Raw genomic sequence first — 14,991 nt, forward strand, 5'->3', positions numbered from 1 at the left:
ATGGTAGATAAACCTCGGATATTGGTAATTTCTTTCTCAAATATCGCTAAAGATGCGCGAGTATTGCGCCAGCTTTCGGTGGTGAAAGAATTTGGAGAAATAACTACGCTTGGCTATGGAGTACAACCTGCCGGAGCAACTACGCATTTGCAGATACCTGATTATTTGCCGTCGCTTCCGCAGAATATTTCTGGAGTAGCCAAATTAGCCTTTCGCCGCTTGGCGGCAGCTGAATTAGCGGCTCCTGGTGCTCAGTGGGGTTTAGAAGCATTGGCGGGGCAGAAATTCGATGTCGTAATAGCGAACGACGCGCGCGCCCTTCCTTTAGCTTTCGCTTGTAAAGGGGAAGCGAAGATTTGGGTTGATTTACATGAATGGGCACCGGAGGAGCGTACCCAAATTTTGGTCTGGCGCTTGCTGGTGAAGCCGTTAATGGTACATATCTGCCGTAAATATCTCCCGCAAGTAGATGCCGCTACCACGGTAGGGGGAAAGATAGCTGATTTATATAGTGAGCATTTTGGAATTCGCCCGCGGCTAATGCGTAATGCTCCGCGCTATGTGGAATTAGCTCCTTCCGCAGTTGATAAAAATACGCTGCGTTTAGTGCACTCCGGAGGGGCAGTAGCCGGTAGAAATATCGACGTTATTATTGACGCGGTAAAAGAACTGGGGGAGGGCACCTCAGTCGATTTTTATCTAGTACCTGCGAACGATGGCGGTAAGTATCTTCGCGAACTGCATGAGCGGGCAGCGGGAGCCGCCAATATTCGCTTTCATCAGCCCGTAGCTCCCGCTGATTTGCCAGCTACTCTTAATCAATATGACGTAGGAGCGTATTGGATTCCTCCCTATAATACGAATGCGCGACTGGCACTCCCCAATAAAATTTTTGATTTTTTGCAAGCTCGCTTGGCGTTAGCTATCGGGCCAACTGCCGAAATGGTAGATATACTGAAGCACTATGATTGTGGCGTGGTCGCAGCAGATTTTACGAAAGAAGCAATCGTGGAATCTTTGCGGAGCCTCACTCCTGAGAAAATCGCGCATTTCAAGGAAAATTCTGCTCGTGCCGCCCAAGAGTTAAATTTTGAAAAAGAAGCAGAAGCAGCGCGGGATATTTTACGGGAATTCTTAACTGACGAGGGTGCTAAGTCTAGCTAGATTTTAGTTAGTTCTAATTGGGATCAGCTAGCTCACTTAACTAGGTTTAACTGGGTTCGGTTAGTTCGCCTAACTAGTTCGTCTAGTTTATTTAGGAGTGGGGTCGCTATCTAGGGGTAGCCGCTAGGGCTTCTGCTACTACTTTTGCAGCGGCGGCAGCGCTCGCGGCTGTAGAGCGATGCGCCTGAATCCACCCATGTAACTTTTGGGTATGGGCTTTTGCAGCTTCCGGAGATTGAGCAGCGCGCTCGTCTAGCAGTTTCGCTAATTTTTCTGCTACTTCTTGGCTATCCCAAGTGCATATCTCTCCGAGTTGGAATTGACGGATTTCGGCTCCGGCTGGCCCAGCTCCCGCGTAGCACACGGGAGTGCCGCAACTTAAAGAAGCTAAAAATTTGGTGGGGTAGGCAAAATCGTAGCCGCATTCAGGAGCGATAGATACTAGACCGGCTACTGCTCCGCGCTGCCATTGGGCAGATATTTCGGGAGGCTGCGAATCTAGAAAATGCACGCGCCCGGGGGCAATCTCCTGGGCGAGTTTTTGTAGATGCGGTAGATCGTCACCGCGCCCCATGAACACTAGATCTAAATCGGTATCGCGCAGTGGGCCCTGGTTAAGAGCCCGAATAAAGATATCTGCACCTTGCCAGGGAGACATTGTGCCAGCATAGACGGCGTAATTTGGTGATATCCCTAATTTCTGCAATTTTTCTGGGCGGGGGAGAGAGCCAGTGGGAGAAAAAATTTCGGTATCTATTCCATTGCGCACTACTGTGGGGTTTCCTCCTAAAGCCGCCACTCGTTCTGCCACTCCTGGAGATACGGCAATTACCCGCTTGGCACCGCGCAGAGCAAAGCTCTCTACGCTGCGTAGAATTCGGGTAATAATGCCGGGGGTGTCCATAGCTTCCGTCGCATCTGACCAGATATCAGCTGCGTAATAAATATAAGGCTTGCGGCGGAGAGTGCTGGCTATGCGCACAAAAAAGCCGGTGGTGGGGGGAGGCTCCACTATAAAAACATCAGCTCGGGAAAAGAGCACGCGAAAAAAGGCGGGAATATCGAAACTTAAATACTGCAGGTAGCCTTTTACATAACCTTCTTTATCGCGGAGCACCGGAAAGCGAGAAATTTGGATATTAGTTTTATTTTGCCCAGTCGCTTCATTTTGTTTATTCGGAGAGACAGATTTTTTCACCAGCGCCTGCGGTGGGCGCACCGTCAATACCTGCACTTCATTCCCGGCTTTTTCTAAAGTGGCAGCTAAGGCAGATAGCCGAAAACTAGCCGCCGCCGGTTCTGGAGAATATATACGCGAAACTATGGCAATTTTTTTCTGCTCCATAGCTGCCATTCTTTCATGATTTCGCAGTTTCTGTTTCTTCTGTAGGAAGGCAGTTAGTAAAATAACGGGTAGGAAACGGGTAAATAATGTGTAATAAGTGAAGTAGCATAACTAGCACCTGAAAGAATAGATAAGAGTGAAGAATAGAATGCAAAAAAATTTAGTGTTTACAAAAGATTGGCTAGAGCAGGATGGAAAATCTTTTGTACGCCGCGCACCGGCTAGCGCCGCTGCAGAAGAGTTACCTGCCGCGCTTCCCGAACTGCAAAATTGGGCTGCGGCGCAGGCGGGGCAATTTGCGGCAGTGCGCAAAGGAGATGCCGGGCAGATTTTTCTCATTTCTGATTTTGCCCGCTCTATCCCGCTCCTTTTTACTTATCTAGATGGGGCTTGGCTAGTAAGCGACTCCCCGGAGGTGCTGCGCGATCAGCTTCCGGAGTGGGAATTAAATAAATCTGCTGCTGAGCAATTTCGGAGTTTTGGGTTCACAGTAGGAAAAGAAACTTTAATTACGGGTGTCTATCAGCTTCCCGCAGCTAGCATTGTAGAGCTCATTCCGGGTAACCCTACTCCGCAGCTACACCTATATCACCGTTTCCAATATGCGCCGCAGCGAATTACGGAGGAAAAAGAATTTATCAGGCTTTTTCATACTGCTCTTAGCAGAGCTATGCAGAAGGTATTAGCTCGGCAAGAGAATCAGCAATTAGTGGTGCCACTTTCCGGTGGGATAGATTCCCGCTTGCTCGTAGTACTCTTGAAAGAATGCAAAGCGCAGCGGGTACTCACTTTTACCTACGGAGTGGCAGGTAGCCAGGAAATGAAAATATCGGAGCAAATTGCTACGCAAGCTGGATTCCCTTGGTATGGAGTAGAAATAGACCCGCTTGATTTGCATCGAGTCTGGCAGGCAGAGGGCGCAGCATTTTTGCGCGCCGCCTGGAGCGGTGCTGCTTTACCGCATTATCAGGATTGGTATGCGCTGCGAGAATTACGCCAAAAAGGTATTCTCCACCCAGGAGATATAGTGCTACCCGGGCATACCATTGTGGGTAATCTCTACAGCTGGACTCCGGCTACTTCTAAGTCCAGCTATTCCCTTACTGAACTTACGCAGATAATAATGCGGCACTATGCCAATACCCCCAAAAAGCCACCGGCGGCGTTGCGGGCGGCGCTCGCGGAGCCTATGGAAGAGTTCGCCGCAGAAATAGATTTTCGCCTGGAAAATCAAGATATGCAATCTTGGCTGGAATGGTTTAATGTGCGGGAGCGGCAAGCCAAATACATAAATAACTCTATGCGTGCTTATGAGCATTTCGATTTAGATTTTGCACTTCCTATGCTCGATATAGAAGTAGTGCGCGCCTGGGAGCAGGGAGCTTATTGTTTCAATGATCTAAACCGAGATTGGTATCGCAAATATGTATCGGAGTTATATGAGAAAATATGTGCTGAAGATTCTGCTGGCAACGCAGAGGAAGAAGACAGCCAGCCGGTTCGGCAAATCGAAAGTACTGCTCCACAGCAGGCGGCAGCTTCCAGTCAATACTATGGAGATAGCCGCTACAATGCGGCGGCTTTGCCAATTCAAATCTGGCGCTATTTAAATAGAAAGTTTTCTATTGCGGCTCCCTTAGACAGAGTGAAATCAGTGCGGGCGCAATTACATCACCCCATGGCTTTTCAGGCATTTTTACCAAATCCGAGTTCGAAAAAATTAGTTTTTCGATTGCTTGCTGGCTCTACTTTACAGGCGGAGTTTATTCGGTTGTTTTTGGCCAACGAATGGATTCCCGATAGTGAGATTTGCCCAAAATAAACGGAAATTCTTGTTTTTTAATAGAAGATATATAGCATGAAAATTGGTCAGCCAATAGATAGCTAGCCAATAGACGAATCGCAAGAATTAAGGGTAAATAGTTATGCGAATAAGAGCGATGAAGAGCGGAAAAATTTTATTTATTTTACTTCTCTGCACGATCGGGATGATATTTTCCTCTTCATTGTTGCCGGCGGCGAGTGCAGATGATATTTCCGATTCAGCTGTAGCTGGGAACGGTAAAGCACAATTGAATACTGATTCGGCAGTTATTGGTAATGGCTGGCTTGCAGGCGGAATAGCGCAAGTAATTAATCCGGGAGATTTAGATAGCAACGGCTGGGAAGATATGCTTCTTATCCGCAGCGATGGCACTCTTTGGTATTACCCGATGAATTCTCGTACGGCGTTTTCCTATCCGCGGCAAGTGGGTTTTGGTTGGAAAACTATGCGCAAAGTATTTGGCGGAGTAGATTTTGATGGGGATTCTCACCCAGATATTTTTGCGATTAGTGACGATGGAAAACTTTATCTATATCGGGGAGTAGGGAACGGTAATTTTTATTCTAAGCAGTATATTTCTGCTGGTTGGAACGAAGTAGAAGCTCTTTCGGTTGGCGGCGCGAACGCTGCTGGTAAAGTGCTTATATCTGGGGTGAAAGCAGGAAAGCTTTATATTTGGGAGACAGACGGTAAAGACATCATCCGAGTGCATGAATTTGGTGAAAATACGCCGCTGCAGGTTACCGCGCTTAGCTCTGATATAGACGGCGATGGCTTTGCAGATATGTGGGCAGTGACTGCTGATGCGGAGCTGCGTCTTTATAAAATAGCTCCTCAGCTGGAAAAAGTGAGTTATTACCAGATAGATGCGGAGCTGGAATCTGCTCGCTATCTCTTTTCCATAGGAGATGGAAAGTTGCTCCGCGGCATTCTGGAAGATGGCCTGCTGCGCCAGTACACCATAAATAGTTTTTTGCCGCAGTCTGCGGGTAGCGATATTCCAGGTAGGGTAGAGAATCTTCCTGCTGATATTAAAAGCACTCTTTCTCATGCACAGGCAGAAGATGTAACTCCGCCTGCTGTGGTTACTCCCGATATACCAACTGTGTGGGGTTCTATTCGCAATATCGATAAGAAGAAAGTTGGCAACGGCTGGCCTACTGATCGTAATAAGGTGATTGGCTTAGGAGATTTTGCTTCGAATGGCCGTTCTGATGTGGGACTTATTGATAACGCAGGGCGATTCCGAGTGTATCCGATGGGTACAAATTGGGCATTCCAAGCGCCTCAGAGAATAGGAAATGGTTGGCAAGGGTATAAACCGGTAATAGGCGGCTTTGATTATGATAAAGATACTCGCCCGGATTTAGTTGCGCGTACCCCGCAGGGAGATTTGCGCCTATATACCAGTGACGGGAAAGGTAGATTCGGGAAGTCGAAGAATCTACATCCAGAATTCGCTGAGTACAGTGATATTTTCTATCTGCGCAATGGCATAGAGAAAAAGCCTACTATCTATGGGTTAGATAGCAGCGGCGAGCTTTATGCTTATGTGGGAGATGGCAAAGGAAATATCTCTTATACCAAGAAAATAGCCGGCGATCATTCATTTTTGCATGGCGCTTTTTCGATGGATGATTTTGATAAAGACGGGTACTCCGATCTGCTTTATATAGACGCGAAGGGGCACCTACAGCTGGCGCGGCAAAATAGTGATGGTTCCTTCCAAGCTGGCGTGCGTATTGGATATGGATGGCAGAATTTCACTAACTTGGTATATGCCGGAGCTAGCGCAGAAGCAACTTGGGTATATGCCGTTGATAAAGCGGGCGACCTGTATTTATATGCTTTCCAATATACAGGTAGCAATAAAGGATTTACCCCTTATCCAGGGACTCGCCCGGCAATCGTGCGGGGATATACGGCTCCAAATGGGTATTTACAGCCTACATCGCATATCACTTCTTTAGGAGGCGCAACTAATACTCTTACTCCGGGAATGAACGGAGTAAAAGTAAAAATAGTGCAGAAAAAGCTAGGGATTTGGTACGGATCTCGTTTAGCTACTGTAGATAATGGCACTATTTCTGCTGTGCGTTCTTTCCAGCGCCGAAGTGGGCTATATGCGGATGGAATAGTGGGGGCGCAGACTTGGGCACATCTTTATACTGGATATCCGTGGAATGTAGATACTTTCCAAACTCAGCCTATAGATATCAGCGCTACCCGGGCGCAGCGCATTGAGAGAATGATTGGTTATGCTTATGCGCAGACTGGTTCTGACTATACTTGGGGTGGAGCTGGTTACTATGCGCTCGGTTTTGATTGTTCTGGATTAGTACTACAAGCTCTCTATTCAGCGGGAATGGATCCGCAGCCGATAAATGTAATTAAACATGCTTGGCCGAGTTATCGCACTTCTAAAGAGCTATATAGCTATGGGCGTTTCCAGAAAGTACCTTTTAGCCAGCGGCAACGGGGAGATTTAATTTTCTACGTAGGATCTGCTGGCGTGCAGCACGTATCTATCTATATTGGTAATGATCAAGTGATTCACACTAATTGGATGGGGAATCCTGCTCGTATAGATCATGTGACTGCCGGATACGGCTGGGGTGGAATTGCTCCGCTAGTAGTGCGGCCTTTCCCGTAAAATTCCGTAATTTTTCAAGATAGTGTTATGAATAAAAATCGAATATCTACTCTGCTATTTCTAGTATTATTTGTGCTCAGCGGCGGGGCAGCGGCATGCTCGGCAGCAGATTCAGAAAATAATACCGTGGTGCCTGCCGATAAAGACCGCCCGCCCGCTGCGAAGTCTATTGGGCCGAATTCAGCGCTACCGGAAGTAGCTCCGCCTACCCAGATATGTGCGCAGATGGATAGAGTATTTTCTGCTGCATTAGGCGAGAGCACACCGGGGAAAAATTTTGTGGCCGCGCAGGCAGAAAAAGTTAGCAGCGAAGATTCTGCGGCTACAAAGGCGCGGGAAGAGCAGGTACAGAGAACTTGGATAGCATTTTTAGAGTACTTCAAAAATGAGAAGATGCCGGCTTTAGAGGCCGCTGCTGGAAGTGATAAAGACGGGAAACGAGTAGCTGCGGCGTTGAATAGTTATATTGCTAATGCTCCGGCTTTGTTGCGGGGAGAGATTCCACAGTTTACCGATGAAAAGGCAGCTTATGAGGATTTAACCGCAGGGCGGCAGCCGAAAGTGAATCCGGAGTACACCAGAATTAGTACTAAGACGGGGGCAGATATTGAATTAATTAGTTCCTGCTTACCTACTTGGCCGTTAATTTTTTAGTGCTAGTTTTCATTATTTTGCGGTACTTATAACAAACTGCACAGAAAGTTTATAAGCACTTTAGGTACGAGAAAGACTACAATTGTAGATTACAGTGGGTTTAATACCGAAATCAGGGGAAGGAATAGTATGCATATTGCAGTTGTCGCCATGGGGAAAATTGGTCTACCGTTGGCTACTCAGTTTGCAGACGCCGGGCACGAAGTAATCGGTGTAGATGTAAATGCCGAAACGGTAGCAAAAATTAATCAAGGGCTAGAGCCATTTCCCGGAGAAGCACATCTGCAGGAAAAACTCGCTAAATTAGTGCCGGCTGGTCGGTTGCGGGCTACTACTGATTATGCAGAAGCTATCCCCGGAGCAGACGTAGTGGTGCTGGTAGTTCCGCTATTCGTAAATGATGAGACTTGGGCTCCAGATTTTGGATGGATGGATGCCGCTACTAAATCTTTAGCTGCCCACCTCACTCCCAATACGCTAATTTCTTATGAAACTACTTTGCCGGTAGGTACTACTCGCAACCGCTGGAAGCCCATGATTGAGGAAATTTCCGGCCTACGCGAAGGAGAAGACTTCCACTTAGTGTTCTCTCCGGAGCGAGTGCTTACGGGGCGAGTATTCCAAGATTTACGCCGTTATCCGAAACTAGTGGGCGGGCTTTCTCCTGCTGGCACCGCAAAAGCAATTAAATTCTATGAATCTGTGCTCACTTTTGATAAGCGCGAGGATTTGCCGCAGCCAAATGGCGTCTGGGATATGGGTAATGCGGAAGCGGCCGAGATGGCAAAGCTGGCGGAGACTACCTATCGGGATGTGAATATTGGTCTTGCTAATCAATTTGCGGTATATGCCGATAAAGTGGGTATTGATGTGCAGCGCGTAATTAATGCGTGCAATTCTCAGCCTTATTCACATATTCATTTCCCTGGCATTGCGGTAGGCGGGCATTGTATACCGGTGTATCCGCGGCTTTATCTCTCTACTGATCCAGATGCTTCTATTGTGCGTACAGCTCGTAAATTTAATGCGGGTATGCCAGCTTATGTGGTAGAGCAGGTCGCAGAGGTAATGGGAGATCTACGCGATCAAAAAGTAGCTGTATTAGGCGCCTCTTATCGCGGTGGAGTAAAAGAGACTGCTTTCTCAGGAGTATTCGCTACCGTGAGTGAATTAGAAAAGCGCGGAGCAAAGGTATCGGTGCACGATCCAATGTTTAGCGATAGCGAATTAGCAAAATTTGGTTGGGAAGCTTATCGCCTAGGTACAGAAGTAGATGCAGTAATAGTGCAGGCAGATCATAAAGAATATCGCACAATTTCCGCGCAAGATTTCCCCGGTATCAAGGTGCTTTTTGATGGCCGGCGCGTAACTGATCCCACGCTATGGGCAGGTACTCCGCGGCTAGTAATCGGCGCAATGCATAGCTAAGTGTAAAGATGCATATACGGGTAGTTACGGTTGCTTATAATTCTGGCTCAGAATTGCCAAATTTAATAGAAAGTGCCGCTGCTGCCTGCGCTGCTGCTACTTCTCAATGGGAAATAGTAGTGGTCAATAATGGAGGTGCGCTACCACAATTACCAAAGAAAATTCCGGTGCAAATTGTGCAGGCGGAAAAGAATCTGGGCTACGGGCGCGCAGTGAATTTAGGAGCTGCAGATTATAGCGGGGAGTGGCTCCTCGTGGTGAATCCCGATGTACAGTTACAGCCCGATACTGTACAAAAATTATTGGCAGCAGCGGCAGAAAATCCCCAAGCAGGAGTATACGGGCCACGTATTTACACCCCCGGCGGCGATATCTATCCTTCTGCCCGTAATTTTCCGCGGCTACTTTCCGGAATAGGCCATGGAGTGCTCGCTCCTATCTGGCCGGGCAATCCTTTTACCAAAAAATATCAAAATCTCCTCACTACTGCGGAAAATACTCCAGTAGATTGGCTTTCCGGAGCGTGCCTACTCATTCGGATGTCCGCCTTCCGAGAATGCGGTGGATTTGATAGCCGCTATTTCATGTTTTTTGAAGATACTCAGCTGGGTGAAGATATGAAAGCGCACGGCTGGCAATCTCTCTATGTGCCAGCAGCAGCCGTATGCCATGAACAGGGTAAATCTTGGAAAGAGCGCCCGCTGCCCATGATTGCGGCGCATCATGAATCGGCTTACCTGTATTTACAAGGTATTTATAATAAACCTGGGCAAGCACCGCTCCGCTGGTTATTGCGGTGTGGCCTCCAGATACGGAAAAAAATACTCACGCGCTTCCACAGTGCTGGATAATAGAAGCACAGGTAAAAAGTAGAAAGGCGCGCCGCGCCGGAGAGAAGAAAAAATGAAGATTCGCCCTTTGAAAATAGCGGGAGCATTCGAGATTACTCCGCAGCAGCATCCGGACGCCCGCGGAGTATTCTTAGAGGCCTATAAAGCAGCTGCTTTAGCAGAAGCGGTGGGGCATCCCTTGAATCTACAGCAGGTAAATACTTCCGTCTCCGCGGCGGGTGTACTGCGCGGTATTCATTTTGCTGATGTGCCACCGAGCCAAGCCAAGTATGTAATGTGTGCGCGCGGAGCTGTACTAGATATTGCCGTAGATATTCGTGTAGGTTCCCCCACCTTCGGCCAGTGGGATTCGGTACTGCTTGACGATACCACGCGGCGTGCTATCTATTTAGCAGAGGGGCTCGGGCATGCTTTTATGGCGCTCGAAGATAATTCCACGGTAGTTTATCTTTGCTCCGCAGGTTATAACCCGGGGCGGGAGCATGGAATTACTCCGCTCGATGAAACGGTAGGAATTGAATGGCCTACCACTACTCCCGCCGGAAATCCTTTGACTCCACTGCGGAGCGAAAAAGATACCGCCGCTCCGACTCTAATCGAAGCGAAAGAGCAAGGTTTACTTCCGACGTGGGAAGAGTGCCAGGCTTTTTATAAAGAATTAAATAATAAATAGATTTAGTGCCGGCAGAGTAATGCGATTCGGGAATAAAAAATAGCACAATCCGGCAATAAAATAAGTAATAAATTAAAGCCGGCAGGGGAAATACCTGCCGGCTTTAAGTTTTCAACTTTAAGCTTTTAGGTATTACTGACCCTGCGCCCTATAGCCAGCTTCTATTTCTGCTTTTTCGCTGCGCCACCAGTCTTCGTTTTCCCGATACCATTTGATGGTATCGCGCAAACCTGCCCGGAAATCGGTGTAGTGCGGATGCCAGCCGAGTTCTTTCACTAGCTTAGTGTTGTCGATAGCGTAGCGCTGGTCGTGGCCGGGGCGATCATTTACATGCTCAAAATCATTTTTATCTAGCCCAAATTCTTCGAGAATCATTTGCGTCACTTGCAGATTTGTGAGTTCGCCGTCTGCGCCAATGAGATAGGTATCGCCAATTTTGCCGTGATTAATAATCTCCCAGACGGCCGTATTGTGATCGAGCACGTGAATCCAATCGCGAATCTGCTCGCCTGTACCGTAGACGCGCGGTTTAATTCCATCAAAAAGATTCGTAATAGTGCGCGGAATAAATTTCTCTATATGTTGATATGGACCATAGTTATTAGAGCAGTTAGAGATAGTGGCCGGAATGCCGAAAGAGCGCACCCAAGCGCGTACTAAATGATCAGAAGCAGCTTTCGATGCTGAATAAGGAGAAGACGGAATATAGGCATCACCCGGCTGGAATTTGCGATCTTCTCCAATTTCTAAATCGCCGTAAACTTCGTCAGTAGAAATATGGTGATAGCGGGTACCGTGCCGGCGTACTGCTTCCAGGAGTTGATAAGTGCCGATAATATTGCTGGAAATAAAGGGCCATGGATTGCGCAAAGAATTATCGTTATGGGATTCAGCAGCGAAATGTACCACCACATCGGCTGCGGCCACTAAGGGATCTACCGTATCCGCATCTGCCACATCCCCTTGCACTAGATTTACGCGCTTTAAACCGGCAATTGACTGGGCATTTCCTGCATAGGTGAGTTTATCTAATACCGTCACTTCCGCATCCGGCAGATTTTCTACTGTGGTATGCACAAAATTAGCGCCGATAAATCCAGCGCCACCGGTCACCAATACTTTCATTGCTGTTTCCTTTTCAGTAGTAACTGTATAGCTAGTATTCTACTATCGAAATTATCTTAACTTTCGAAGGTGAGCATATTTTGCCTAGTTGGGTAGGGAGCGTTTAAGAAAATAGTACGCTGCGCACTGCTAAAAGGAAGGTATTACCGAAACGAGTAGTGGGTTCAAGAATTGCACTCTCTGCCCATTCATTCCACGCATTAATAAATAGCAAGCGCTGCTGGGGCGGGCGAGAAAGCAGTACATCGGCAGTTTCTTTTAGCCAACGATGGAAAGTATACGGATTGGATCCATACCAAATATCTGGATTCCATTGCCGGCGCGCAGTGTTGTCAAAGCCTACCATAACCCCTGGATATTCATTTGCCGGGAGCTTTCGGTTACGGGTAATAGCCGCTGCTGCTAATTTTGGATAGCTCATTAAATTTCCTCGCCAGCGCCTATCCAGTTTTATTTTTGCTGCTGGCCCCGGAGCCCAAGGTAGATTGTGTGGCGGAAAATCGAGTGCGCCGTCAATTCCCTGTGCGGTTAAATCTCCTTCTAAGGAATCAAAATTTTTACCTACATTTACGGTGAGAATAAGCAGCTCTCCAGCACCTTTTGCGCGTGCCCGTTCTCGCCACTCTTGGGCAATTTCAGCAAAATCTGGCATTTGCCCGGGACGATAGACGGCAAGAACTGCTTTGCCGTCGATACGGATATAGCGCGGATCGAGCAGAAATTCGATGATATCGTCGATGAAATTTGCCGCCGGTATCTTTTCATAATCTTGTTTTATAAGTACATCTGCTTCTCGCCCATCCCAGCGGCGGGTCCAGTTTTCATTTGCCCACATGAGGCAGAAAGGCATATTAACTTTAGAAGCGTGTAAATTTTCAATGGGTGTATGTAAAAGTCTTTCTCCGGCAAACCAATAGTAATAGTACATAAATCCAGTAATGCCAGACTGTTTTGCCAATTTAGTTTGTGCCTCTCGCACGTCATCGTAGCGTAAATCGTAAAAACCTAAATCAGTGGGAAGTTTTGGCTGGTAATGCCCGTTATAAGCAGGCACTGCTCCCGTCACATTCGACCATTCCGTAAATCCTTCTCCCCACCAACGATTATTGTGCTGTGAAGGGTGAAATTGAGGAAGATAAAATGGAATGGCTTGCACACGAGGCTGGCGCGGTTGATCTTTTTGGAAGTACTGCCAAATGGCATCAGAGGAGATATTTTTCGAAATATTCGCCGTAGTGGATACGTCATTTAGGCTTAAACCTGCCTCTTCACACAGAATCCCTATTATACGTTCAATAGCATGTGCGGTAGTTCCATCTACTTGCCCAGCTTCTTTATCGAAATCAGCTGCAGTCAAATTGAGAGAGCGCAATCCTTGCAACACAAATCCGCGTACCCAATACATAGATCCAGCAGCGAAGCGTAGTTTTTTTGGCTCTAAATCTAGCTCTAATCTGCGGAGCAGGTTCTTTACAATTCTCTTATCTCCACCCCAGAATTCTTTACCTAAGATATTTCCTTTCGCAGTGACTAGACCTAATGAAGCATCAGCAGCAAAAGCAGCAAGAATATTCTCGGTAGCTTCTCTACTTCCTAATAAATCCTCTAAAAAAGCATCCTTCCACTGCGTGCCCGTGCCAGAAAGTTCTTGATGATCTTCCCGCCACGCAGATTTCTTAGTATGCATCTTTAAAATTATTTCGTAAGGATTAAGGAATCCCGCATTCACCAGCTGCACAAGCGGAAATATATCGCGTCCATGATTCTCCACTGGCAGCACAATCTGGTGCTGCAGCAAAGCTAAATTTTGCGGAAGCGGTATTTCCGTACCAGAAGCATTGGTAATAAATAAATCGAATTCTACCGGTATATTTTCTAGATGCTGATAGAGCTCTTCCAATAGCTCTGGATAGTAGCAGTGCAATACCACAGCTACTTTTGCTGGATTTACGAGCGGGAATCGCTCATCTAAACGCCATTTATCCGGAAATCCCGAATTTTGCCGGCCTCCGAGGCGCTGAGTATAAGCTAGAAAATCTGCCGGATGTTTGGGCTGGGCTGCATATATTGAACCATGGGTAGCTAAATTTATTACGGCATTATGGGCGCGCGCCATGCCATATTCTGCTCGGCGCCCCAGTCCATTTAATAATCTCCCCATTTTATTCTCCGTTTTCTACTCTATCTTTGCTGCTTATATCGGCGCTACCGCTACCACTCATTGAGATTTACGTTGTATTTTTGCTCTAAGTATTCCGATATTGTAGTTGTATTTACCGAATCTGCCTCCGTGAAAAGAGTTCGCTTTACGAAGGGTACGCCACTTTCTAGAATTTCTTTCCAATTAGTCACCGTCGGGTTATTGAAATGGCGGTATTCCTTAGTCATGTATATATAGCTCTCTCCAGAATAGCCATACCGATAAGCAATTCTACTTAAGCCGATTTCATAGTGGGTCACCACATCCATTTTTTCCGGTTCGGTACGTATAGAAGAGAAAAAATCTTGCCAGACCTGATCTTGTAGAATGCCTCCCCGAAAAGCCAAAAAATAAGATTGTAAATGTTTTGTAAATTGCCAAGAAGTAGTAAGAGCTCGAATATCTGCGCCCTCCTGGCAAATCCAGTCCAGCAGCGGAGAGATATCAGCAAAGGGGCCCAGTAGTGAATCATTGGTCAGTAAAGTTACGCGGGTTTTTTGCACCGCTGGTAGTTCTTTCAAGGCCTGTGCCCAAGATCCAAAATCATAGCCGATATTTTTACGCCGATAGATAAGAGTCGAATCAGCTAAACCGAAAGGAAATTCTAGCTTCTCTGCTGCCGGGGAGGTAGAGATAACTATCGGTAAAAATCCGCTTTTTTCTAGTGCCTGTGTGTAGGTACTGAGTGATTTTTTTTGTATTGCGTGCGGTGAAAATTGCGCAATCAATGCTATTTTTTCGCATTTAGAGATTGCGGCGCTATTTCCTCTCTCTAATTGCATAGTTGGTGAAACTTGTGCAACTAAGGATCGGGATGGCCGGTAGAAATTTTTCAGCATTTAATACGCGCTTTCAGATGCCGGGCACTTTTTAAGAACGGAAAAGCTACACTGCGGAGAATCTGCATTTGCTGCTGGCACTCGTGTAGTAGTTCTTGAGTTTTATTTAGTTCTATCCGCAGTTCGTTATTTTGCGTTTCTAAGCGCGCTAATTCTTGTTGCGTATTTTGTAAAGCAGAGCGCAGTAGGTGAATCTCTTTCGCAGTAGATAAATCATCATTATTCTGTGCCATT

12 protein-coding genes are annotated in these 14,991 nt (G+C 46.9%); 7 read left to right on the forward strand and 5 right to left on the reverse strand.

Annotated features, from left to right (window positions below):
* Entirely contained in the window at positions 1 to 1,164 is a 1,164-nt protein-coding gene (locus BQ7117_RS02170; RefSeq protein WP_073995990.1) for a glycosyltransferase family protein, read from the forward strand.
* 106 nt (positions 1,165 to 1,270) lie between these two features.
* Here the strand turns inward: BQ7117_RS02170 and BQ7117_RS02175 are convergent, their stop codons facing one another.
* A complete protein-coding gene (locus BQ7117_RS02175; protein ID WP_073996939.1) occupies positions 1,271 to 2,509 on the reverse strand; it encodes a glycosyltransferase family 4 protein in 1,239 nt (412 codons plus the stop codon).
* 148 nt (positions 2,510 to 2,657) lie between these two features.
* Here BQ7117_RS02175 and BQ7117_RS02180 point away from each other — a divergent pair, with 148 nt between their 5' ends.
* The 6 genes from BQ7117_RS02180 to BQ7117_RS02205 all read left to right on the forward strand — a co-directional run bounded on the left by BQ7117_RS02180 (position 2,658) and on the right by BQ7117_RS02205 (position 10,593).
* A complete protein-coding gene (locus BQ7117_RS02180) occupies positions 2,658 to 4,331 on the forward strand; it encodes an asparagine synthase-related protein (protein ID WP_073995991.1) in 1,674 nt (557 codons plus the stop codon).
* 166 nt (positions 4,332 to 4,497) lie between these two features.
* Positions 4,498 to 6,987 carry an FG-GAP-like repeat-containing protein gene (locus BQ7117_RS07825; RefSeq protein ID WP_237563038.1) on the forward strand — a complete coding sequence of 830 codons (2,490 nt, stop codon included), beginning with the start codon at positions 4,498 to 4,500 and terminating at the stop codon, positions 6,985 to 6,987.
* Positions 6,988 to 7,014: 27 nt separating this feature from the next.
* Positions 7,015 to 7,641, forward strand: a complete 627-nt coding sequence (locus BQ7117_RS02190; protein ID WP_073995992.1) for a hypothetical protein — start codon at positions 7,015 to 7,017, stop codon at positions 7,639 to 7,641.
* 129 nt (positions 7,642 to 7,770) lie between these two features.
* Positions 7,771 to 9,069 (forward strand): nucleotide sugar dehydrogenase, encoded by a 1,299-nt coding sequence (locus BQ7117_RS02195; RefSeq protein WP_073995993.1) that lies wholly within the window; start codon positions 7,771 to 7,773, stop codon positions 9,067 to 9,069.
* A gap of 8 nt (positions 9,070 to 9,077) precedes the next feature.
* On the forward strand, positions 9,078 to 9,920 hold the full coding sequence (locus BQ7117_RS02200) for a glycosyltransferase family 2 protein (RefSeq protein ID WP_073995994.1): 843 nt from the start codon (positions 9,078 to 9,080) through the stop codon (positions 9,918 to 9,920).
* 52 nt (positions 9,921 to 9,972) lie between these two features.
* A complete protein-coding gene (locus BQ7117_RS02205; protein ID WP_073995995.1) occupies positions 9,973 to 10,593 on the forward strand; it encodes a dTDP-4-dehydrorhamnose 3,5-epimerase family protein in 621 nt (206 codons plus the stop codon).
* Positions 10,594 to 10,725: 132 nt separating this feature from the next.
* On the opposite strand, the gene rfbB is transcribed toward BQ7117_RS02205, so the two are convergent.
* The 4 genes from rfbB to BQ7117_RS02225 all read right to left on the reverse strand — a co-directional run bounded on the left by rfbB (position 10,726) and on the right by BQ7117_RS02225 (position 14,990).
* Positions 10,726 to 11,718, reverse strand: coding sequence for a dTDP-glucose 4,6-dehydratase (rfbB, locus tag BQ7117_RS02210; protein WP_073995996.1), 993 nt, complete (start codon positions 11,716 to 11,718; stop codon positions 10,726 to 10,728).
* 103 nt (positions 11,719 to 11,821) lie between these two features.
* Complete coding sequence (locus BQ7117_RS02215) at positions 11,822 to 13,879, reverse strand: glycoside hydrolase family 99-like domain-containing protein (protein ID WP_084789820.1); 2,058 nt, start codon at positions 13,877 to 13,879, stop codon at positions 11,822 to 11,824.
* A gap of 50 nt (positions 13,880 to 13,929) precedes the next feature.
* A complete protein-coding gene (locus BQ7117_RS02220) occupies positions 13,930 to 14,646 on the reverse strand; it encodes a rhamnan synthesis F family protein (RefSeq protein WP_161939411.1) in 717 nt (238 codons plus the stop codon).
* 104 nt (positions 14,647 to 14,750) lie between these two features.
* Positions 14,751 to 14,990, reverse strand: coding sequence for a hypothetical protein (locus BQ7117_RS02225; protein WP_073995998.1), 240 nt, complete (start codon positions 14,988 to 14,990; stop codon positions 14,751 to 14,753).
* Position 14,991 lies beyond the last annotated feature (1 nt).

This window comes from Arcanobacterium urinimassiliense (assembly GCF_900119495.1).
Taxonomy (GTDB): Bacteria; Actinomycetota; Actinomycetes; order Actinomycetales; family Actinomycetaceae; genus Arcanobacterium_A; species Arcanobacterium_A urinimassiliense.

Coding starts and splice junctions, on each gene's coding strand:
- rfbB (WP_073995996.1), bottom strand. CDS start 11,718: ATGAAAGTATTGGTGACCGGTGGCGCTGGATTTATCGGCGCTAATTTT.
- BQ7117_RS07825 (WP_237563038.1), top strand. CDS start 4,498: ATGATATTTTCCTCTTCATTGTTGCCGGCGGCGAGTGCAGATGATATT.
- BQ7117_RS02225 (WP_073995998.1), bottom strand. CDS start 14,990: ATGGCACAGAATAATGATGATTTATCTACTGCGAAAGAGATTCACCTA.
- BQ7117_RS02190 (WP_073995992.1), top strand. CDS start 7,015: ATGAATAAAAATCGAATATCTACTCTGCTATTTCTAGTATTATTTGTG.
- BQ7117_RS02175 (WP_073996939.1), bottom strand. CDS start 2,509: ATGGAGCAGAAAAAAATTGCCATAGTTTCGCGTATATATTCTCCAGAA.
- BQ7117_RS02200 (WP_073995994.1), top strand. CDS start 9,078: ATGCATATACGGGTAGTTACGGTTGCTTATAATTCTGGCTCAGAATTG.
- BQ7117_RS02170 (WP_073995990.1), top strand. CDS start 1: ATGGTAGATAAACCTCGGATATTGGTAATTTCTTTCTCAAATATCGCT.
- BQ7117_RS02205 (WP_073995995.1), top strand. CDS start 9,973: ATGAAGATTCGCCCTTTGAAAATAGCGGGAGCATTCGAGATTACTCCG.
- BQ7117_RS02215 (WP_084789820.1), bottom strand. CDS start 13,879: ATGGGGAGATTATTAAATGGACTGGGGCGCCGAGCAGAATATGGCATG.
- BQ7117_RS02180 (WP_073995991.1), top strand. CDS start 2,658: ATGCAAAAAAATTTAGTGTTTACAAAAGATTGGCTAGAGCAGGATGGA.
- BQ7117_RS02195 (WP_073995993.1), top strand. CDS start 7,771: ATGCATATTGCAGTTGTCGCCATGGGGAAAATTGGTCTACCGTTGGCT.